General features: G+C 75.2%; 18 protein-coding genes. 10 read left to right on the top strand and 8 right to left on the bottom strand.

Annotated elements, in window-relative coordinates; translation table 11 throughout:
• Positions 1 to 20: 20 nt before the first annotated feature.
• A complete protein-coding gene (locus BS72_RS39075) occupies positions 21 to 155 on the top strand; it encodes a hypothetical protein (protein WP_265736772.1) in 135 nt (44 codons plus the stop codon).
• Positions 156 to 442: 287 nt separating this feature from the next.
• Entirely contained in the window at positions 443 to 1447 is a 1005-nt protein-coding gene (locus BS72_RS03955) for a GDP-L-fucose synthase family protein (protein ID WP_078900989.1), read from the top strand.
• Here BS72_RS03955 and BS72_RS03950 read toward each other — a convergent pair.
• Positions 1444 to 2826, bottom strand: a complete 1383-nt coding sequence (locus BS72_RS03950; RefSeq protein WP_407638937.1) for a sugar transferase — start codon at positions 2824 to 2826, stop codon at positions 1444 to 1446. The two genes, BS72_RS03955 and BS72_RS03950, sit on opposite strands and share 4 nt — an antisense overlap.
• A gap of 549 nt (positions 2827 to 3375) precedes the next feature.
• On the opposite strand from BS72_RS03950, the gene BS72_RS03945 reads away from it, so the two are divergent.
• Complete coding sequence (locus BS72_RS03945; RefSeq protein ID WP_051950649.1) at positions 3376 to 4413, top strand: small ribosomal subunit Rsm22 family protein; 1038 nt, start codon at positions 3376 to 3378, stop codon at positions 4411 to 4413.
• Between the two features lie 95 nt (positions 4414 to 4508).
• Here the strand turns inward: BS72_RS03945 and BS72_RS03940 are convergent, their stop codons facing one another.
• The 4 genes from BS72_RS03940 to BS72_RS03925 all read right to left on the bottom strand — a co-directional run bounded on the left by BS72_RS03940 (position 4509) and on the right by BS72_RS03925 (position 9332).
• Positions 4509 to 5636, bottom strand: coding sequence for a magnesium and cobalt transport protein CorA (locus tag BS72_RS03940; protein WP_051950647.1), 1128 nt, complete (start codon positions 5634 to 5636; stop codon positions 4509 to 4511).
• Entirely contained in the window at positions 5636 to 7246 is a 1611-nt protein-coding gene (locus BS72_RS03935; RefSeq protein ID WP_037906415.1) for a phytoene desaturase family protein, read from the bottom strand. The genes BS72_RS03940 and BS72_RS03935 overlap by 1 nt, the downstream gene beginning before the upstream one ends.
• A gap of 115 nt (positions 7247 to 7361) precedes the next feature.
• Entirely contained in the window at positions 7362 to 8174 is an 813-nt protein-coding gene (gene ddaH, locus BS72_RS03930; RefSeq protein ID WP_407638922.1) for a dimethylargininase, read from the bottom strand.
• A 534-nt stretch (positions 8175 to 8708) separates the two neighbouring features.
• Positions 8709 to 9332, bottom strand: coding sequence for a biliverdin-producing heme oxygenase (locus BS72_RS03925; protein ID WP_037907543.1), 624 nt, complete (start codon positions 9330 to 9332; stop codon positions 8709 to 8711).
• Between the two features lie 450 nt (positions 9333 to 9782).
• Between BS72_RS03925 and BS72_RS03920 the strand changes: the two genes are divergently transcribed.
• Complete coding sequence (locus BS72_RS03920) at positions 9783 to 10538, top strand: bifunctional DNA primase/polymerase (RefSeq protein WP_037906413.1); 756 nt, start codon at positions 9783 to 9785, stop codon at positions 10536 to 10538.
• 105 nt (positions 10539 to 10643) lie between these two features.
• On the opposite strand, the gene BS72_RS03915 is transcribed toward BS72_RS03920, so the two are convergent.
• The gene (locus BS72_RS03915) at positions 10644 to 11612 is read right to left on the bottom strand and encodes a hypothetical protein (RefSeq protein WP_051950644.1); all 969 of its coding nucleotides are present in this window, start codon (positions 11610 to 11612) and stop codon (positions 10644 to 10646) included.
• Positions 11613 to 11685: 73 nt separating this feature from the next.
• A complete protein-coding gene (gene map / locus BS72_RS03910) occupies positions 11686 to 12540 on the bottom strand; it encodes a type I methionyl aminopeptidase (RefSeq protein WP_037906411.1) in 855 nt (284 codons plus the stop codon).
• Between the two features lie 76 nt (positions 12541 to 12616).
• On the opposite strand from map, the gene BS72_RS03905 reads away from it, so the two are divergent.
• The 4 genes from BS72_RS03905 (at position 12617) to BS72_RS03890 (ending at position 14887) form a co-directional block, all read left to right on the top strand.
• Positions 12617 to 12811, top strand: coding sequence for a hypothetical protein (locus BS72_RS03905; RefSeq protein WP_051950643.1), 195 nt, complete (start codon positions 12617 to 12619; stop codon positions 12809 to 12811).
• A gap of 175 nt (positions 12812 to 12986) precedes the next feature.
• Complete coding sequence (locus BS72_RS03900) at positions 12987 to 13655, top strand: Type 1 glutamine amidotransferase-like domain-containing protein (protein ID WP_037906408.1); 669 nt, start codon at positions 12987 to 12989, stop codon at positions 13653 to 13655.
• A gap of 105 nt (positions 13656 to 13760) precedes the next feature.
• Positions 13761 to 14492 (top strand): NADPH-dependent F420 reductase, encoded by a 732-nt coding sequence (npdG, locus tag BS72_RS03895; protein ID WP_037906406.1) that lies wholly within the window; start codon positions 13761 to 13763, stop codon positions 14490 to 14492.
• Between the two features lie 212 nt (positions 14493 to 14704).
• A complete protein-coding gene (locus BS72_RS03890; protein WP_037906404.1) occupies positions 14705 to 14887 on the top strand; it encodes a hypothetical protein in 183 nt (60 codons plus the stop codon).
• A 73-nt stretch (positions 14888 to 14960) separates the two neighbouring features.
• Here the strand turns inward: BS72_RS03890 and BS72_RS03885 are convergent, their stop codons facing one another.
• On the bottom strand, positions 14961 to 15749 hold the full coding sequence (locus tag BS72_RS03885) for a site-2 protease family protein (protein ID WP_037906400.1): 789 nt from the start codon (positions 15747 to 15749) through the stop codon (positions 14961 to 14963).
• A 509-nt stretch (positions 15750 to 16258) separates the two neighbouring features.
• On the opposite strand from BS72_RS03885, the gene BS72_RS39735 reads away from it, so the two are divergent.
• Both BS72_RS39735 and BS72_RS03875 read left to right on the top strand, forming a co-directional pair.
• Positions 16259 to 17284 carry an AfsR/SARP family transcriptional regulator gene (locus tag BS72_RS39735; RefSeq protein WP_051950637.1) on the top strand — a complete coding sequence of 342 codons (1026 nt, stop codon included), beginning with the start codon at positions 16259 to 16261 and terminating at the stop codon, positions 17282 to 17284.
• Positions 17285 to 17346: 62 nt separating this feature from the next.
• A complete protein-coding gene (locus BS72_RS03875) occupies positions 17347 to 20109 on the top strand; it encodes a hypothetical protein (RefSeq protein WP_063835953.1) in 2763 nt (920 codons plus the stop codon).
• Positions 20110 to 20143 lie beyond the last annotated feature (34 nt).

Raw genomic sequence — 20143 nt, 5'->3', positions numbered from 1 at the left:
TTTCCCCCAAGGAGTCGTTGGTGCCGAGGCGTGCGGGAAGGGCACGGGTGGCGCTGGTGGTGCGGGTGGCGCTGGTGGTGCGGTGGAACGCCTCCGGTGGCCCCGGAAGCGGGTCGGTACGTGCCCTGCGCGTGCGCCGGAGCAGCTCCGGATGAGTCGGATGCGTTGGCGTTCGATGGTTCGGATCTTCGGGTGCTTCAGGTATCGCGAGTGCTTCAGGTACTGCGGGTGTTTCGGGTACTGCGGGTGGTCCGGGTGCCTCGGTGGTCCGGGTGGTGCGGTCCCCGTGATGTGAAGGAACGTCAAAGAGCATGCATGGAAACCGTGTTGGCGCGCCGGTGAAGTCAGGCGGCCGCAGCCTGATGTCCGTGGATTCTCCGGTTCGTCACGGAATGGCGGGATAGCTCCCGATACCGTGCGGCGGGCTGGCAGAATCGCGGCCATGACCGAACTGCTGCCGTCCCGAGCCCGGATATTCGTCGCCGGCCACCGCGGGCTGGTCGGGTCCGCCGTGGTCCGCCGGCTGACCGCCGACGGCCACACCGTGCTGACCCGCCCCCGTGCCGAACTCGACCTGCGTGACGCCGCCGCCACCGCCGCCTACCTGCGCGACAGCCGGCCCGACGCGGTGGTGCTGGCCGCCGCCACGGTCGGGGGGATCATGGCCAACTCGACCCGCCCCGTGGAGTTCCTGGAGGACAACCTCCGCATCCAGCTCTCCGTCGTGGCCGGAAGCCACCAGGCCGGCGTGGACCGGCTGCTCTTCCTCGGCTCCAGCTGCATCTACCCGCGGCTGGCCGAGCAGCCCATCCGCGAGGAGGCGCTGCTCACCGGCCCGCTGGAGCCCACCAACCAGGCGTACGCGCTGGCCAAGATCGCCGGCATCGTCCAGGTGCAGTCCTACCGGAGCCAGTTCGGCGCCCGGTACGTCTCCGCGATGCCCACCAACCTCTACGGCCCCGGTGACAACTTCGACCTCGCCACCTCGCACGTGCTGCCGGCGCTGATCCGCCGCTTCCACGAGGCGCGCCGCGACGGCGTGCCCGAGCTGGTGCTGTGGGGCAGCGGCACCCCGCGCCGGGAGTTCCTGCACGTCGACGACCTGGCCGCGGCCTGCGCGCTGCTGCTGCGGGTCTACGACGAGGACTCCCCGATCAACGTCGGTTGCGGTGAAGATCTGACGATCCGTCAACTGGCGGAAACCGTACGGGAGGTCGTCGGCTACGAGGGCGCGATCGGCTGGGACACCGGCAAGCCGGACGGAACCCCGCGCAAGCTGCTGGACGTCTCCCGGCTGACGGAGCTGGGCTGGCGGCCGCGGATTCCGCTGCGGGAGGGCATCGCCGCCGTCTACCGGCAGTGGCGCGCCGAGCAGGAGGACGGCGGCCCGGCGGGCACGGTGGGGACGGTGGGCGGCGGTCGCGCCGGCTCTGAGGACGTCCACTAGTAGGCCCCGCGTCCGTCGACCACGGCCCGCACCGTGCGGGCCATCACCTCGACGTCGCCGGCCAGCGACCAGTTGTCCACGTAGCGCAGGTCCAGCGCCAGCGTCTCGTCCCAGGACAGGTCGCTGCGCCCGCTGACCTGCCACAGCCCAGTGATGCCGGGCTTCACCGCGAGCCGCCGCAGCGCCGTCTCGTCGTAGTGGGCCACCTCGTCCGGCAGCGGTGGCCGCGGGCCCACCAGCGACATCTCGCCGCGCAGCACGTTCACCAGCTGCGGCAGCTCGTCCAGCGAGAAGCGCCGCAGCAGCCGCCCCACCCGGGTGACCCTCGGGTCGCGGCGCATCTTGAACATCAGGCCGTCGTGCTCGTTGCCGCCGGCCCGCTCCAACTCGGCCTTGCGGGACTCCGCGTCGGCCACCATCGTGCGGAACTTCCACATCGTGAACGGGTTGCCGGCCAGCCCGAAACGCGTCTGCCGGTAGAAGGCAGGCCCGCGCGAGGTCAGCCGCACCGCCGCCGCCAGCACCGCGAACACCGGGGCCAGTAACGTCAGCAGGAACGCGGCGCCGGCCCGGTCCACCGCCGTCTTCACCGCGATCTGGGCGCCGGCCCGGGCCGGCGGGGCTATGTGCAGCATCGTCAGCCCGGCCGGCGACTCCAGCTGCACCCGCCGCCCCTCGACGTCGATCAGCCCCGGCAGCACCGCCAGCGGCACGCCCGCGTCATGCAGTGCCCACGACAGCCGGCGCAGCCGCTCCGCCGCCAGCCGCGGCCCCGGCGCCACCAGCACCAGCTCGGCGTGGCTGTCACGCACCGCGCCCAGCACCCGGCGGGCGTCCTCCGCGGCCCCGGAGGGCGCCACCGACGCCAGCCGCGCCGCCTCCGGCGCCCCGGCCGCCAGCCGGGCGGCGCCCACCGGCACCACCCCCACCACCACGTACGGGTGGTCGGTGCGGGACGCGAGGTGGCCCACCACGTCGTCCGCCGCGGCCGGCTCGCCCACCAGCAGCACCCGGCGCACCGACCGGGCGCTCCGGCGGGCCGCCAGCAGGTGCAGCCGGGTGACCGTGGCCGCGGCCCCGGTCAGCACCGGCGCGGCCAGCAGCGCGGCGAGCGCCCGGCCCGGGCCGGCGGTGTCGCCCAGAGCGGTGCGCACCACCGCCAGCAGGCCCAGCAGCACCAGCCAGTCGCCCGGCACCGAGCGCCGGACACGGCTCTCGCCCAGCGCGGACGAGGCGTACCGCCCGCGCGCCACCCGCACCGCGGTCCAGGCCGCGGCCGTGACCAGGCCGTACAGCACCGCGTGCGGTTCGGCGGCCGACCCCAGCAGCGCCGCGACCGGAACCCCGGCCAGTGTGTCCGCGGTCAGTGCCAGCGGCAGGTACCACGCCGCCTTGTCACCGTAGCTGCTGTGGGCCCGGTGCACGCTGTGCCGGCCCAGCAGCGCGTGGGCGGCCCGCCCGTACGCACCGGGCACGCCGAGGGCGTCGGTGGAACCCGACGCCCTCGTACCGACGCCGTGCGGAGCCAGGCTCCGCAGGGGTCTGCTCTCACTCTCCGCTGGGACAACCGGAACAGCCGGCTGAGCTTCGATTCGCCGCATGGACCCCCCAGGTACCTAGCGACCGACAGGCGGCTCCCCTCCACTTCCCCAAGCGGAGGCTCGCCGTGACACCAGCGAACGCTAGGGCACGGAAGGCCCGTTCCGCTGTCGATTGCGCATATTCGAGACGATGTCATGACAGAGTTAACCCGCCCGTCGCGGCCCGTCAGTGGACAGATCCGCGCTCCGCACGTCCCTCCGGGCCGGTCTCCGGCCCGCCACGCGCCCCCGCCACGCAGGGGGTCCGCCACCTCGCCGCGCGGGACCTCGCGCCCCCGCGCCCCCCGCGCCCCCTTTGGGGCCCCAGGTCCCTTAAAGTGGGACCTCGTGTCTCTCGTTCCCACCGTGCGGCTGCCCGACGACCTGGCCGCGGCCCTGACCCGGTCCCTTGCCGCCACCGCCCCCGCCGGAGCCCAGGTGGACCGGCTGATCGAACAGTATCGCGGCGCCACCCCCACCGCATCGCCCGTGCTGCGGGACGCCGCCGCGGCCGCCGCGTACGCCGCCTACCGGATGCCCGCCACCTACGCGGCCGTCCGCTCCGCGCTGGCCGCGCTGCGCGCCCGCACCCCCGGCTGGACACCCGCCGCCCACCTCGACCTCGGCGGCGGAACCGGAGCCGCCGTCTGGGCCGTCGCCGACACCTGGCCGGACGGCCCGGCGAGCACCGTCCTGGACTGGTCCGCCGCCGCCCTCGCGCTCGGCGGCACCCTCGCCGCCCAGGCCGCCGCCCCCGCCGTACGGGCCGCGGCCTGGACCCGCGCCCCGCTCGGCGGCGCCCCCGAGCTGCCGGCCGCCGACCTCGTCACGGTCTCCTACGTCCTGGGCGAGCTGACCCCCGCCGACCGCGACGCGCTGGTCGACGCGGCCGCGGCCGCCGCCACGGGCACGCTCCTGGTCGTCGAGCCCGGCACCCCCGAGGGCTACGGCCGCACCCTCGCCGCCCGCGACCGGCTGGCCGCCGCCGGCTGGACCGTCCTCGCGCCCTGCCCGCACAGCGGCGCCTGCCCGGTCACCGGCACCGACTGGTGCCACTTCGCCGCCCGCGTCCCGCGCACCGCCCTGCACCGCCAGCTCAAGGGCGGCACCCTCGGCTACGAGGACGAGAAGTTCTCCTACGCCGCCCTCGCCTGCCCCGGCACCGAACCCGGCACCCCCGCGCCCGCCCGGGTGGTCCGCCACCCGCAGCTGCGCAAGGGCCAGGTGCTGATGGAGCTGTGCACCCGGGACGACGGCCTGCGGCGGGACACCGTCGCCAAACGCCACGGCGCCCTCTACCGGCAGGCCCGGGACGCCGACTGGGGCGACGCCTGGCCTCCGCAGCCCGACCCGGATCACGAGCCGGATCACGAGCCGGAGGACTGAGAGGACCGCAGGACTGAGGAGGCCGGAGGACTGACGGGCCCGGCTCCCCGGCGGGCGGCTCCCTGCCGGGGAGCCGGCCCCCGCCGGGGCGGGCGTCACAGCCAGCCCACCCGCCGGAAGACCCGGTAGCACAGCGCCGACAGCGCCGCCGTCACGCCGACCATCACCGGATAGCCGAAGGTCCAGTTCAGCTCCGGCATGTGCTTGAAGTTCATGCCGTAGAAGCCGGCGATCATGGTGGGGATGGCGAGGACGGCCGCGCCCGCACTGATCCGCCGCATGTCCACGTTCTGCTGCACGGCGAGCTGGCTGAGATTGGCCGAGAGCAGACCGTCCACCAGCTCCCCGTACGACGTCAGCCGCTCCCGCACGTGCACCAGGTGGTCGCTGACGTCCCGGAAGTAGCGGCCCATCTCCAGGCCCACGAGGCCGTCGGCGCCCTCGGCCAGCCGCTCCATCGGGCGGGCCATCGGGAACACCGCGTGCTTGAACTCGATCAGCTCCCGCTTGAGCTGGTAGATCCGCTCCGCGTCGTCGCCCTTCTGCGACGGCGAGAAGACGTCCGACTCCAGCGTGTCCACGTCGAGCTCCACGGCGTCGGCGACGTCGAGGAAGTCGTCCACCACCCGGTCGGTGATCGCGTGCAGCACCGCCGCCGGGCCGTGCGCCAGCAGCTCCGGCCGCGCCTCCAGCGCCCGCCGCACCCGGGCCAGGCCCGGCGCGCTGCCGTGCCGGACCACCACCACGAAGTCCGGGCCGAGGAAGACCATCACCTCGCCGGTGTCCACCACCTCGCTGGTCGCGGTGAGCTTCTCGTGCTCCACGAACACGACCGTCTTGAGGACCAGGAAGAGCGTGTCGCCGTACCGCTCCAGCTTCGGCCGCTGGTGCGCGTGGACGGCGTCCTCCACCGCCAGCGGGTGCAGCCCGAACACCTCGGCGATCTCCGCCAGGTGCTCCGCGTCCGGCTCGTGCAGGCCGATCCAGGCGAACCCGCCGCGCCGCCGGGCGTCCTCCAGCGCGGCCTGCGGCGGCAGCGACGCGGCCCGGCAGCCGTCCTCGTACACCGCGCAGTCCACCACGACGTCGGCGGTGCAGCGCGGCGGCTGAGCAGGCCCCGTGTCGGGCTCCAGCGTGTGCCAGCGTCCGCCGCGCCGCCACTGCCGGCCGACGTGCCGGCGCGTGCCGCTCCCGCGCTGGACCACCGAGGACCTTTCCGTCATCACTTCTCCAGTACCGCCATCGCCGCGTTGTGACCGGGGACACCACTGACCCCGCCGCCGCGGGCCGCGCCCGCGCCGCATAGATAGACGTTCGCATACCCCGTACCGACTCCCCAACGGCCGACCTGGCCCGACTCCGCGCAGGCCATGCCCGCCGCGGGGCCCTCCGCCGGGCTCCGCGGCGGGTCGTACGGCGGGTCGTACGGCCACGACAGGTCGCGGTGGAAGATGTGCCCGCCGGGCAGCCCCACCTCCGCCTCCAGGTCCAGCGGCGACTTCACCTCCAGGCACGGCCGGCCGTCGCCGTCCACCGCCAGGCAGTCCGCCAGCGGTTCGGCCAGGGCCTCGTCGAACCGCTCCAGCACCCGGGCCAGCAGCGCCCGCTTCGCGCCCTCCGGGTCCGCCGCGAAGAGCCGGGCGGGCGCGTGCAGCCCGAACAGCGTCAGCGTGTGGACGCCCCGCGCGGCCAGCTCGGGGGAGAGGATCGACGGGTCGCTGAGCGAGTGGCAGTACACCTCGGACGGCGGCGCGTCCGGCAGCCGCCCCGCCGCAGCCTGCTCGTAGGCGGTCCGGAGCTCGCGGTAGCCCTCACCGACGTGGAACGTGCCGGCGAACGCCTCACGCGGGTCCACGGAGCCGTCGCGCAGCCGGGGGAGCCGCCGCAGCAGCATGTTCACCTTCAGCTGGGACCCCTCCGGCGCCGGCCCCGGGCGCCCGGACGGGGTGCCGCCCGCCGCCAGCAGCGCGTCCAGCACCGTCGGCGCCGCCCCCACCAGCACGTTCCGGGCGGCGAACACCCGGCCGTCGGCGCACACGACCTCGGCCGCCGTGCCGTCCGCCGACAGCGCCACCGCCTCGGTCCGGGTGTGGATCTCGGCGCCCGCCGCCCGCGCCGCGTCGGCCAGCGCGCCGGTGAGGGCGCCCATCCCGCCCACCGGGACGTCCCAGTCGCCGGTGCCGCCGCCGATCACGTGGTAGAGGAAGCAGCGGTTCTGCCGCAGGCCCGGATCGTGGGCGTGGCTGAACGTGCCGATCAGCGCGTCGGTCAGCACCACCCCGCGTACGGTGTCGTCCGCGAAGGCCGCCTCCACCGCCTCGCCCAGCGGCCGTTCGAAGAACGCCCGCCACGCCTCCGGGTGGTCCACCCGCCGCTCCAGCTCGGCCCGGGTGGGCAGCGGCTCGGTCAGCGTCGGGAAGACCCGCTCGGCCACGTGCCGGGTCATCCCGTAGAACCGCCGCCACGCCTCGAACTCCCGGTCCGAGCCGGTCAGCCGCGCGAACTGCTCCCGGGTACGCGCCTCGTCGCCCGCGTCCACCAGCAGCCCGCCGCCGCCGACCGGGGTGTACGAGGAGATCCGGCGCCGCCGCACCGCGAAGCGCAGCCCCAGGTCGTCGACGATCTTCCGGGGCAGCAGGCTGACGAGGTACGAGTAGCGCGACAGCCGCGCGTCGACCCCCGGGAAGGCACGGGTGGACACGGCCGCCCCGCCGACGGCCGGCAGCCGTTCCAGTACGGCGGTGGAGCGGCCCGCCCGGGCCAGGTAGGCGGCGGCCACGAGGGCGTTGTGGCCGCCGCCGACGATCACGGTGTCGTACGCGGCAGACGTCATCCCGGCAATCTAGCGCCGGGCCGCGGGCCCGGACCTCGGGGGGCGGGCTCCGGGCTCCGGGTCACGGGCTCCGGGTCACGGGCTCCGGGTCACGGCCCCGGGCCGCGGACAGGGCCTACGGCCGGATCTCCTGGGTGCAGCACTTCACGCTGCCGCCCGCCTTGTGCAGTTCGGAGACGTCCACGCCCACCGGCACGTAGCCGCGCTCCCGCAGCGGCGCGTACAGCCCCGCCGCCGCGAGCGGCAGTACCACGTTGCGGCCGTCGCTGACGGCGTTGAGCCCGAAGGCCGCCGCGTCCTCCTCGGTGGCCAGCAGCGCGTCGGGGAAGAGCCGTTCCAGCACCGCTCGGCTGCCGGGGGAGAAGGCGTCCGGGTGGTACATGACCTCGTCGGCCGCGTCGTCCAGTACCGCGAGCGCGGTGTCCAGGTGGTAGAAGCGCGGGTCGGTCAGCTCCAGGCTGATCACCGGGCGGCGGAAGAACTCCTGCGCCTCGTCGTGCGCCAGCGGGCTGCTGCGGAACCCCTGCCCGGCCAGCACCCACGACGAGGTGACCGCGAAGTCCCCCTCGCCCTCGTTGACGTGCACCGGCTCCCGCACCTCCAGACCGCCCCGCGCGCGGAACCACTCCAGGTGGGCCGGCGCCTCCGCGGCCCGTTCGGGGTTGGCGAACCGCGCGCCCAGCACCCGCCCGTCCACCACCGTGGCGCCGTTGGCCGCGAACACCATGTCGGGCAGCTCCGGCAGCGGGTCCAGCACCTCGACGGTGTGGCCGAGGGCCTGGTAGCGGTCGCGCAGGTCCTCCCACTGGAGCAGCGCGAGCGCGGGATCGACCGGCTTGCGCGGGTCCATCCACGGGTTGATCGAGTACGCGATCCGGAAGTGCGCCGGCGGGCACATCAGGTACCGGCGGGGTCGGGCGATGCGCAATGTGGGCTCCTCAGGGGGTGGTTGAGTGCCTGGTGGGCACGGAGTCCTCCTGACGGACGGTCGTCCGGAGCGGGGACACGGTGCCGATGACTGAATTGTGCGCCCGTTTTGCGGCCCGCGCGGCTTTTCGCCGAATCCGGTTCGCCGGCCGGGTACGCCGGGGTTTCGGCGCTGTTTCCGCGGCGTTTCGGGGTGGTCGCCGCCGTCTCCGGCACCGCTCAACAACCGGGCAGGGCAAGGGGGTTCGCGGGTGGCGTGTTTCCGTCAGGTGTCGGGCGGGTCAGCGTCCCGGGTATCTCAGGAACCCCAAGGCATGCCAGGAATCTCAGACGTCGCAGACGCGGCCTGACGCGGCCGGCGCGGCCTGACCCGGCCCGGCCCGTGCCGAGCGGAACGGCGCGGCCGTCCGACCTGCCGCCGCGCGGCGGGTCGGGTCGGACGGCCACTGGGAGTGGTGAGCGGTGGGGCCCCGGGAGCGGCGGAGCAGCGGAGTCCCGGGAGCGCCGGGGCGGCCGGGGCGGCCGGGGCGGCGGCTCAGGCCGCGGTGAACTCCGTGCCCAGCTCGGTGAAGAGGGCCGTGTTGAGGCGGAAGGCCAGCCGGCACTCGTCCACCACGCGCTCCTGCTCGGCCGGGGGGACGGGCAGGGCGTCGAGGCGGGCGCGGTAGTCGCGCTTGAAGGCCGCCGGGTTGGGGAGGGCGTCGAAGACGTAGAACCGCACGCCGTCCCCCTTGTGGGCGAAGCCGAAGGTCTTCTCCACGCTGCCGCGCACCACCTGGCCGCCCGAGAGGTCGCCGAGGTAGCGGGTGTAGTGGTGGGCGACGTAGCCGCCCGGCCAGCGCGCGGCCACCTCGGCGACGCGGTCGGCGTACGCGGTGGTGGCCGGAAGGGCGCGGGTCCGGTCCCGCCAGGCCGGGCCCCACAGGTGGGCCAGGTCGCGTTCGAGGGCGGGCAGGCGGGTGAGGCCGGGGTCGAGGAAGGGGCCGGCCACCGGGTCGCCGGCCAGGGCGCCGGCGCCCCGCTCCAGGGCCCGGTAGACGAACCAGAGCTGCTCGGTGTAGCGGGCGTACGCCTCGACGCCGAGGGAGCCGTCCAGCATGTCCCGCATGAACGCCGTGCCCTCCGCCTCGGTGTGCTGCGCGCGGGTGGCGTCCCGGATGACCTCGGAGAACGGCGCGGCGGTGGCCGGCCCGGTGTGGCGGGCGGACCCATCGGGCGCGTGGGGCGAGCGGGACGCGTGGGGTGCTTCGGGCACGGAGGACGGGGTGGGCGGTGTCGGCGGTGTCAAGGGGTGACCTCCCGGGGCTCGTGCCGGACACCCGCGGAGGCGGTCCCGGCGCCGGACTGGCGTCGTCGGCTGGATGTCTGCTGAGCGTCGGCTGAGCTGTCTGCTGACCGTCGGCTGACCGTCGGCGAAGTGGTACCCGGTCGGAGCCTACCCGGCCGCTCGGGACTTTGCCGACGCGTTGTCGGGAAAAGCCTCCGCGCAGGGAAGAGTTCCACCCCGAGTGGGTGTTCAATCCGGCCAGAAGGCAGGATGTCCTCCACCGCCCGCGTACCGTGGATCCACACGGCCCCGGGGGAGGTCGGGGGAGAGGGAAGGAGCTCGATGGCAGGAATGAACAGGTTGTCCGACTGGCTGCGCCGCCGCCAGGACGGCTCCTCCGGTCCCGCCCGGGCTCCCCGATCCGGCCGCGCCAGTCGTTCCGCCCGCCCCCAGCTGCCCGACCCGGACCGCGACGACCTGATCCGCGCCGCCGTCCGCGCCGGCTTCCCGGTGGCGCCGGCCGCCCACCCGGACGGGTTCGGCTGCTCCTGCGAGCGCATCGGCTGTCCCATCCCGGGCCTGCACCCCATCTCCCCGGCCTGGCAGACCCAGGCGTCCACCGACCCGCAGCGGGTCGAGGACTGGCTGCGGGTCCACCCGATGGCCAACGTCGTCGCCGCCACCGGCGAGCACGTCGACGTGCTCGACGTACCGGTGGAGGCCGGCCTGGTCGCGCTGGAGCGGCTGAGCGCCGACGCCGCCACGCTCGGCCCGGTCGCCGCGCTCGGCGAGGAGCGGATGCTCTTCTTCACCGAGACCCGCGGCACCCCCGCCGACGAGGACGAGTGGTGGCCCTGCGAGCTGGACAGCCACCCGGAGACCGCCGAGGAGCGCCCCGGCATCCGCTGGCACTGCCGCGGAAGCTACGTCCTGCTGCCGCCGGCCCGGCTGCCCTCCGGGGACATCGTGCGCTGGCTGCCCGACCTCGGCCCGGACCTCCCGCTGCCCGACCCGCTGCCGGTGCTGGACATCCTCACCGACGCCTGTGCCCAGTTCGGGTACGAGCCGGAGAGCGAGTCCCTGGCCTGGGGCCGCTGAGCCGAGGCGCTCCTCCGCAGTCGCCCCCCGCACCGTCCCGGCCGGTCCCAGGCGGTTCCGCGCGGCGGCCGGGAGGCACCCGGGTGGGCGGCAGCGGCCGGGGCGCTACTCGCCCTTCGCGCCGACCAGCCCGTCCAGCCGGCTGAGGACGGCCACCTTGCCGCCCGCGGACCGCGGCGGGACCTCCGCGACCTCCTGGGCCACCCGGGAGAGCGTGATCGACGTCTTCGGCGTGCCCGTGGTCAGCGCCTGCGTGTCCTTGTCGAGGTCGAGCTGGTAGCCGGCCCGGAAGGTGGCGCGGATCTGGTGGCGGGAGCCGAAGAAGACCAGCGCGCCGCCGTCCCGGGTACGCAGCGCGATCGGGGCGAAGTCGCCCGCGCTGTCGCCCTGGTCGGCGTACTGCGTCACCGTGTTCGTGCCGTGCTGCTCCGCGGTGTGGAGCTGCCGCAGGGCGGAGGTGGCGGTGCCGGCCGCGAACTCCGGACCGCCGGAGGCCCCGCCCAGGTAGGCGGCGTAGGCGTCGCTGAGCTTGCCGGGCTGGACGGAGAGGTTCGTGCCGGCCGCCGGTACGGGGATGGCGTGACCGGCCTTGTCGGTGGCGAGGTCCGGCACCTGCCCGGGCGCGGCGACGCCGAGGAAGTCCGCCCTCCAGGGGGCGTCCGGGCTGTCGCGGCGGAAGGCCAGCAGCCAACGGGCGTCGCCGTTGCGGTTGGTGCGGGTGTCGGCCACGAAGAACTTCGGCCAGCCGCGCTGCTCGGGTATGGCGTACCTGGTGTCGGAGAACCGCAGCGGTGTGAGGCTCTTGTTGCCGCCCGGCGCGTCGGCGTGCTTGGCGCGCATCCCGGCCTGGTCGATCGTGCCCAGCGGTCCCGCCTCGACGGAGGCGATGATCCGCTCGTCGAACGCCCGCTTGGCCGCGGTGTTGCGGTCCGCGAAGTGGGCCAGCACCTGCGCCGCCTCGGCCCGGCTGACCGAGGGGATCAGCGCCCGCTCGCCGTGCACGGTCACGCACCCCGACAGCGGCACGGCCAGCGCGGTGACGGCGGCCCCGAGGCCCAACCTGCGGCGGATCATGGCGCGTCGGCTCCCCTTCGGTCCCCGGCCGGCCCCCCGGCGGGATCGGCGCAACCCTACCGGGCGGCGCGTGTCACGGGAGCGTCAGGACCTCGGCGCCGTCGGCGGTGACCACCAGCGTGTGCTCGAACTGGGCCGTGCGGCTGCGGTCCTTGGTGACCACGGTCCACCCGTCGTCCCACATCTCGTACTCGTGGGTGCCCAGCGTCAGCATCGGCTCGATGGTGAACGTCATGCCGGGGCGCATCACCGTGGTGGCCCGCGGGTCGTCGTAGTGCGGGATGATCAGCCCGGAGTGGAACGACGTGTGGATGCCGTGGCCGGTGAAGTCCCGCACCACGCCGTACCCGAAGCGCTTGGCGTACGACTCGATGACCCGGCCGATCACGTTGATCTGCCGCCCCGGCCGCACCGCCGCGATGGCCCGGCGCAGCGACTCGCGGGTCCGCTCCACCAGCAGCCGCGACTCCTCGGCCACGTCGCCCACCAGGTAGGTGGCGTTGCAGTCGCCGTGCACGCCGCCGATGTACGCGGTCACGTCGAGGTTCACGATGTCGCCGTCGCGCAGCACCGTGGAGTCCGGGATGCCGTGGCAGATCACCTCGTTGAGGGAGGTGCAGATGCTCTTGGGGAAGCCGCGGTAGCCCAGGTCGGACGGGTACGCGCCCGCGGCGACGATGTACTCGTGGGCGATCCGGTCCAGCTCGTCGGTGGTGACGCCGGGGGCGACGGCCTTCGCCGCCTCCTCCATCGCCCGCGCGGCGATCCGGGAGGCGAGGCGCATCCGCTCGACGGTCTCCGCGTCCTGCACCTCGGCGCCGGTGTACGGCGCGGGTCCGGGCCTGCCCACGTACTCGGGGCGCGGGATCGAAGCGGGCACCTGGCGCGTGGGCGACTGCTTTCCGGGTACGAGGAGCTGACCAGACATGCCGACGAGTGTATCGGCGCGGCATCGGGCACGATGGCCACGAGGGCGGCGACCGTCGCGCGGCGAAGGAGGCGTCATGGCGTTCCACAAGGCGAACCGGCCGGCCGGCAAGCCGGGTGAGTGGTTCTACTGCCTCAAGCACCAGAAGGTCGAGGAGGGGCCCGAGTGCCCGGCCAAGAACCGCTTCGGTCCCTATGCCTCGCGCGCCGAGGCCGAGCACGCCATGGAGCGGGTCGCGGAGCGCAACGACGAGTGGGACTCCCAGGACTGAGGCCGCCTGCCGCCTGCCGCCTGCCGCCTGCCGCCCGCCGGGCGACGACCCGGACGACCTGACGGACGCCGGGACGGGGGAGTCCGAGGGCGGTGCGGCGGCGGTGCGGGACCACGGCCCGGGTGAGAAGGGTGAGGGCGTTGCCCGTGCGCGGCCGCTGTGGTTGCCTCGCCCCGTGAACCTTCTCCTGACCGCGAGCGGCCTGAGCAACGGAACACTGCGGGACGCGCTGCGCGCCATGCTGGGCAGGCCGTTCGCGTCGGCGAACCTCGTCCACCTCCCCACCGCGTCCTTCGCCGAGCCCGGCGACCACGGCTGGGTCCTCGGCGGCCTCAACGAGCTGCACGGCCTCGGCTGGCGCGAGTTCGACATCCTGGAGCCGAACGGCCTGCCCCGGCGGATGGTGCTCGACCGGCTGCTGCACGCCGACGTCGTCCACGTCGGCGGCGGCAACCAGTACCACCTCGCGCGGAGCCTCACCCGCGCCGGCCTGGCCGACGACTTCCTGGAGGCCCTGGAGAGCCGTGTCTACGTCGGGGTGAGCGCCGGGTCGATGATCTTCAGCCGGCGCCTGGACGAGCGCTCCGCCGAGGTCATGGGCGACACCGCCGACCTGCACGCGCTGGGCGCGGCCACGGTGGAGCCGCCGTTCGGCCTCTTCGACTGGTACCTGAAGCCGCACCTGTACTCACCGCACTTCCCCGAGCGGGACGACGCCTGGGCCGATCAGGTCGTCGCGCGGGCGGACTTCCCGGTCTACTTCCTCGACGACGACTCGGCGGTCCGGGTCGCGGACGGCGAGGTGGAGGTCGTCTCCGAGGGCCGGTGGCGGTTCCACCCCTGAGGCCGCCGGGACGGCCCCGACCGGCGGTCGGGCGCGGGGCGGGGCGGGATGGCGGCACACGGCGGGCGGGACGGCGGCGCACGGCTCCGGCGGGCGGGTGCGACGATGTGGACCATGACTAGCGCTGAACAGAAGAAGCCCGCGCCCAAGGACCCGTGGGCGCTGCCCGACGTCTCCGGGCTGACCGTCGGCGTGCTGGGCGGGACCGGCGACCAGGGGCGCGGCCTGGCCTACCGGCTGGCCCGCGCCGGGCAGCGGGTGGTGGTCGGGTCCCGCGACGCCGCCCGGGCCGAGGCGGCCGCGTCCGAGCTGAACGCCCTGGACCCGGCCCCCGCCGTGCCCGTGGCCGGCACCGACAACGAGGAGTGCGCCCGCCGCAGCAACGTCGTCATCGTCGCGGTGCCGTGGGAGGGCCACGCCAAGACGCTGGAGGGGCTGCGGGAGGTGCTGGCGGGGAAGCTCGTCGTCGACTGCGTCAACCCGCTCGGCTTCGACAAGCAGGGTGCCTACGCGCTCACCCCCGACGAGGGCAGCGCCGCCCAGCAGGCCGCCGCGCTGCTGCCGGACTCCCGGGTCACCGCCGCCTTCCACCACCTGTCGGCGGTGCTGCTCCAGGACCCGGCGGTGGAGCGGATCGACACCGACGTCATGGTGCTCGGCGACTCCCGGGCCGACACCGACACCGTGCAGGCGCTGGCCGGCCTCATCCCGGGCATGCGCGGGATCTTCGCCGGGCGGCTGCGCAACGCCCACCAGGTCGAGTCGCTGGTGGCGAACCTGATCTCCACCAACCGCCGGTACAAGGCCCACGCGGGCCTGCGCGTCACCGACGTCTGACCCGCGCGCCGATCCGCCGTCCCGGCCCGCACGCGGGCCGGACACCCGCGCAGTGGATCTTCCGCCCGCCGCCCCGCCGGGGGTGCGCCCCCGGGGGCGGTGCGCGGTGGGGGACAATGGCGGGGTCCGAACCCGCCGCCGGGCCCCGCGCCCGGCCCCGCCCGGACGGTGTCGGCCGCCCGCCGCCCGTCCCCCGACAGGAGCACCGCCTTATGCCGCGCCTCGCCGTCTACGCCCTGATCGTCTGCGTGCTCGCGGTGGCCGCCGCGGTGGTGTCCTTCGTCAACGGCAACTGGGTGGGCGTGGTCTGGCTGCTGCTCGCGGGCCTGAGCAGCAACATGGGCTGGTACTACCTGCGCAGGGCCCGGGCGTCCGCCGCCGCCCAGCGCGGCTGACGGCGCACCGGCGCGTCCCCGGGGGTGAGCGGCGTACGGCGCCGTCCGAAGTGGCGCCGCCGCCGGGTTCGGCTCAGTGGTGCCAGAAGCGGAAGAGCGTGTAGCCGTAGTACGCGTAGCCGTCGGGTACGTGGAACCAGCCCATGACGGTGTACATGCGGTCGAAGAACCAGTGGTTCACCGCCTGGATGTACAGCACCACGAAGACCGCGAGCATCCCGAAGGGCGCGAACGGCGCCAGCTGCTGCCGCACCGACCTCGGCAGCCACGGCTCCAGCACCCCGTAGCCGTCCAGGCCCGGCACCGGCAGCAGGTTGACGATCGCCGCCGTCACCTGGAGCAGCGCCAGGAACGCGAAGGCGAAGCGGAACTCCAGCTGCCAGCCGTCCGCCCAGCCCAGGCTGAACGGCAGCATCAGCGCCACCGCGAAGACCACGTTCGCCAGCGGGCCCGCCGCCGACACCAGGCTGTGCCGCAGCCGCCCCCGGATGCGGTGCCGCTCCACCTCCACCGCCCCGCCCGGCAGGCCGATGCCGCCGAGGACGACGAACACCAGCGGCAGGAGGATCGACAGCCCCGCGTTGGCGTACTTCAGCGGGTTCAGGGTGAGGTAGCCCTTGTCCTCGATGCTGAGGTCGCCGCTGGCCAGGGCGGCGCGCGCGTGCGCGTACTCGTGCAGGCACAGCGAGAGCAGCCAGCCGGAGACGACGAAGAGGAACACCGCGAAGCGCGTGTGGGAGGGGTAGTCGGCGGCCAGCGCCCACCCGGAGGCCGCCATCGCCGCGGCGATGCCGAGGAAGACCGGGCTGATCCGCCGGTTCAGGCGGCCGCGCCGGGAGACGCGGATCGGGGTGACGCTCATCGGTGGGCTCCTCGCGGACGGTGCGGCGGCTTCGGGCCGTCAGCGGACAATACGTGGGGACGTCGGGACGTGCGGGGTGTAGGCGCCCGAGCACACCGGGCGTACATCCGTACGTCGGTCAGGTCGGCGGTTCATCTCGGGGTTCGCGTCAGCTGTTCACTTTGGCGGCTCCATGTCGGCTGTCCACGTCGGCTGTCCACGTCGGCGGTTGTGTCGGCAGGCCGGCCGGCGTTCAGGCCGGCGCGGTTCCACGGCCGGGTCGGGCGGTCGGGCGCGGCTGCGGGGGTCCCGGCGGGCGGGGCGCCTGCGGGCGCGGGCCGATCATGTCACCACCAGGGGCCCACCTCCCACCACCTCGCGTCCGACGCGTACCGTGTGCCGTCGGACGGCCACCCAGAGCGAGCGGCACGGCCGGTACGGCGACAACGCGCGGGCCGCCGCCGGGGTTCCACGGGGCACCCCCGAGTACGCGCGCTCACCCGATCGGCGGACTGGGCAAGAATGGCCCTGTGCGCTACGTGATCCTCGGACCGGCTCAGGCCCTGCGGGACGACTCCTCCCCCGTCCTCCTCAGCGGGGGACGGCTGCGCGCGCTGCTGACGGCGCTGGCCCGGCGGCCCGGCCGTGCCGTCGGCCCGGACGTGCTGATCGACGAGGTGTGGGACGGCGACCCGCCGGCCGACGCGACCGGGGCGCTCCAGGCGCTCGTCGGACGGCTGCGCCGGGCGCTGGGGCACGCGCGGGTCGGCTCCGTGGACGGCGGCTACCGGCTGGAGGCCACCCGAGAGGACGTCGACCTCTTCCGCTTCGAGCGGCTGGCCGAGGAGGGCCGCCGGGCGCTGAACGCCGGCGACCCGGGCAGCGCCGCCGCGCTGCTCGGCGACGCCCTGGCCCTGTGGCGCGGCCCCGCGCTGGCCGACCTGCCCGGCCGCGGCTCCGCCGCGGTCCGCGTCGAGGCGCTGCGGCTGGACGTCCAGCGCCAGCGGCTGGCCGCCGAGCTGGCGCTCGGCCGGGCCGCGCAGACGCTGCCGGAGCTGGCCGCGCTGGCCGCGAGCCACCCCCTCGACGAACCGCTGCACGCCCTCCACCTGCGCGCCCTGCGCGCCACCGGCCGTACCGCCGAGGCGCTGACCGCGTTCGAGGCGCTGCGCCGGGCGCTCGCCGAGGAGTTGGGAGCGGACCCTAGCGCGGAGCTGCGGACCCTGCACGCCGAACTGCTCACCCCCGAGCCGCTGCCGCGACCCTCCTCGGAGGTTCCGGCCCACGCGCCGTATTCGGCCCGCGTGCCTGAGCCTGCCCGCGTGCCTGAACCGGCCCGCGCGCCGCGTCCGGCCCGCGCGCCGGAACCGGAATCCGGTCCGGCGCGCGGGCCGGAATCCGGTCCTGAACCCGGTCCGGAATCCGGGCCCGCCCCGGCGGTCCCCGGGCCGGCTGCGGGCCCCGCCGCCGACCGCCCCGGCCCTCGGACGGCCGCCCGTCCGGCTCCGGCGGGAGCCGCCGGACGCGGCCTCCGGGCAACGCCCGCACCCGGCTGACCAGCTTCGTCGGCCGGGAGGAGGACCTGGCCGCCGTCCGCCGCGACCTGGGCGGCAGCCGCCTGGTCACCATCACCGGCCCCGGCGGCACCGGCAAGACGCGGCTGTCGCAGGAGGTCGGCGACCTGGTGGCCGTGTCCTGGCCGGACGGCGTCTGGTACGCCGAGCTGGCCCCGGTGCGGGACCCGCGTACCGTGCCCGAGGCCGTGGTCAGCCAGCTCGGGCTGCGCGAGACGGTGCTGCACGCGGCCGGCAGCGCCGAGGCCGCGCTCGCCGCCGAGGGTGCCCTGTCCAAGCCGCGCGACCCCGTCCAGCAACTCGCCGAGTACTGCGCCGGGCGCGAGCTGCTGCTGGTGCTGGACAACTGCGAGCACGTCATCGACGCCGCCGCCGCCCTCACCGGGCAGTTGCTCGCCGACTGCCCCGGCCTGACCGTGCTCGCCACCAGCCGGGAGCCGCTGGGCGTCCCCGGCGAGCTGGTGCGCCCGCTCGACCCGCTGCCCGACCCGACCGCGCTGCGGCTGCTGGCCGACCGCGGCGCCGCCGCCCGCCCCGGCTTCACCACCGAGGAGGACCCCGCTGCCTGCGCCGAGCTGTGCCGGCGCCTGGACGGGCTGCCGCTGGCCATCGAGCTGGCCGCCGCGCGGCTGCGCGGCCTGTCGCCGCGTCAGCTCGCCGACCGGCTGGACGACCGCTTCCGGCTGCTCACCGGCGGCAGCCGCACCCTGCTGCCGCGCCAGCAGACGCTGCGGGCGGTCGTCGACTGGTCCTGGGACCTGATGGACCCGGCCGAGCGGGTGCTGCTGCGCCGGCTCGCGGTCTTCCGCGGCGGCTGCACGCTGGAGGCGTTGGAGGCGGTGTGCGCCGACCCCCGGGGCGGCGTGGTGGACGGCCTCGCGGGCGCTTTCCGGCACGGCCTCTCGGACGGCGTCGCGGACGGGCTCCCGCGTGGCGTCGCGGACGGCCTCGCGGACGGGTTCCCGCGTGGCGTCGCGGACGGTCCCGCGCGCGGCTTCGTCGACGGTCTCGCGGGCGGTTCCGCGGGCGGTCGTCAGGGCCCGGGCGCGGCCGAGGGGGCGATCGACGCCGCTGACGCCGCCGCGCTCGTCGCCTCCCTGGTCGACAAGTCGCTGGTGCTGGCCGAGCACACGCCGGACGGCCCGCGCTACCGGATGCTGGAGACGATCTTCGAGTACGCGGCCGACCGGCTGGACGAGTCGGGCGAGCGGGCCGCCGTCGAGCGCCGGCACATGGTGTTCTTCCGGGAGTTCGCCCGCACGACCGACCCGAAGCTGCGCCGGGCCGGCCAACTCGTCTGGTTCGAGCGGCTGGAGCGGGAGCACGAGAACCTGCGGGCCGCGCTGGGCCGGGCGGTGGCCTCCGGCGACGAGGAGGAGGGGCTGCTCCTGGTGCTGGGCTGCGACTGGTTCTGGGAGGTCCGCCGCTACACCGCCGAACGCCGCCACTGGGCCGCCGCGGTCTGCGCGATGGGCCCCAACCCCTTCCTCGGCGAACCCGACCTGCGCCCCGTCGAACGCTCCCCGCTGGACGACCCGCCGCCGCTGGAGGGCGGCCGGCTGGCCGAGGCGCGGCGGCACCTCCGCGTCATCGACCTCTCCTCGCGCGAGGGCGAGACGGAGTGGCTGACCGACCCCGAACTGACCGCCATCGGCACCGCGTTGGTAGAGACATACCCGCCGCACCTGCCGCAGTCCGCCCGGCAGCCGGGCATCTCCCGCCCCTACGGCGCCTTCTTCTCCGGCAGTTTCGACCGGCTGCACGAGCTGATGGACGAGACGGTGGAGTGCTGCCGGCGGTTCGGCCGCACATGGGAGCTGGCCTTCTCGCTGCAACTGCGGGCCAAGGTGCGCAACGACCTCACCGACACCCTGGACAGCGCCATGGAGGACATCGGCGAGGCCCGGCGCCTCTTCGAGCGGCTCGGTGACGAGTGGGGCATGGCCGAGACGCTGTCGGCCGAGGCCGAGGCGGCCGGCAACGGCGGGGACTGGGAGCACGCCGCCGAGTGCTGCCGCCGGGCGATCGGACTGGCCCGCAAGCTGGGCGCCGACCAGCACTCGCCGGTGCTGACGGTGCGGCTGGGCGATTCGCTGGTGAACGCGGGGCGGTTGGAGGAGGGCGAGCGCGTCATCCGCCAGGGCATCGCGGAGGCCGAGGAGTACGGCGCGCACGGCGACGGGGCGGGCTTCTTCGGCAGGATGATGCTCACCTCGCTGCTGGCCCGCACCGACCGGATCCACGAGGCGCTGGAGATGATCGACCGCGGTATCGAGGAGGTCGAGCGGACGCCGACTCCGCTGCCCCGGTTCGTGGTCGGCGTGATGACGGCGACGCGCGGCTCCCTGATCGGCCGGCTGGGCCGGCCGGCCGAGGGGCTGGAGATGCTGTGCGCCGGCGTGGCGGAGCTGAACTCCCACCCGCTGTCCCACATGGTCACCCCCCGGCTCGGGATCATCCTCACTCCGGGGGCGGCTGAACTGCTGCTCACCCTCGCGGAGACGGAGTCCGAAGCCGGGTCCGAGTCCGGGTCCGGGTCCGGGGCTGAGTCCGGGTCGGGTGCGGATGCGGGCGCGGAGGCGGCCGGGCGCCTGCGGGCCGCGCGGCTGCACCGGGCCGCCGTCCTGCTCGCCGCCCATGACCGGCTGCGGCCCTCCGTCGTGCCGCCGTTGGAGGCCCGGGACACCGCGCGGGTCCGCGACCGGCTGCGGGAGCTGCTGGGCGAGGAGGAGTTCGCGGCGGCACAGGCGAAGGGCGGCGGCCTCTCCGCGGAGGAGGCCGCCGCCCTCATGTGCGACGTCGACTGACAGCCCAGGTGCCGGACCCGGACCCGGACCCGGA

Origin of the sequence: Actinacidiphila yeochonensis CN732 (assembly GCF_000745345.1) — a bacterium.
GTDB classification, from domain to species: Bacteria; Actinomycetota; Actinomycetes; order Streptomycetales; family Streptomycetaceae; genus Actinacidiphila; species Actinacidiphila yeochonensis.
This window is presented reverse-complemented; position numbering and strand designations above follow the sequence as displayed.

What these genes read in the sequence shown, in the direction of transcription:
- map (WP_037906411.1), bottom strand. Translation starts at nt 12,540, where the DNA reads ATGTCTGGTCAGCTCCTCGTACCCGGAAAGCAGTCGCCCACGCGCCAG.
- BS72_RS03940 (WP_051950647.1), bottom strand. Translation starts at nt 5,636, where the DNA reads ATGACGGAAAGGTCCTCGGTGGTCCAGCGCGGGAGCGGCACGCGCCGG.
- BS72_RS03885 (WP_037906400.1), bottom strand. Translation starts at nt 15,749, where the DNA reads ATGAGCGTCACCCCGATCCGCGTCTCCCGGCGCGGCCGCCTGAACCGG.
- npdG (WP_037906406.1), top strand. Translation starts at nt 13,761, where the DNA reads ATGTGGACCATGACTAGCGCTGAACAGAAGAAGCCCGCGCCCAAGGAC.
- BS72_RS03905 (WP_051950643.1), top strand. Translation starts at nt 12,617, where the DNA reads ATGGCGTTCCACAAGGCGAACCGGCCGGCCGGCAAGCCGGGTGAGTGG.
- BS72_RS03955 (WP_078900989.1), top strand. Translation starts at nt 443, where the DNA reads ATGACCGAACTGCTGCCGTCCCGAGCCCGGATATTCGTCGCCGGCCAC.
- BS72_RS03890 (WP_037906404.1), top strand. Translation starts at nt 14,705, where the DNA reads ATGCCGCGCCTCGCCGTCTACGCCCTGATCGTCTGCGTGCTCGCGGTG.
- BS72_RS03935 (WP_037906415.1), bottom strand. Translation starts at nt 7,246, where the DNA reads ATGACGTCTGCCGCGTACGACACCGTGATCGTCGGCGGCGGCCACAAC.
- BS72_RS03915 (WP_051950644.1), bottom strand. Translation starts at nt 11,612, where the DNA reads ATGATCCGCCGCAGGTTGGGCCTCGGGGCCGCCGTCACCGCGCTGGCC.
- BS72_RS03920 (WP_037906413.1), top strand. Translation starts at nt 9,783, where the DNA reads ATGGCAGGAATGAACAGGTTGTCCGACTGGCTGCGCCGCCGCCAGGAC.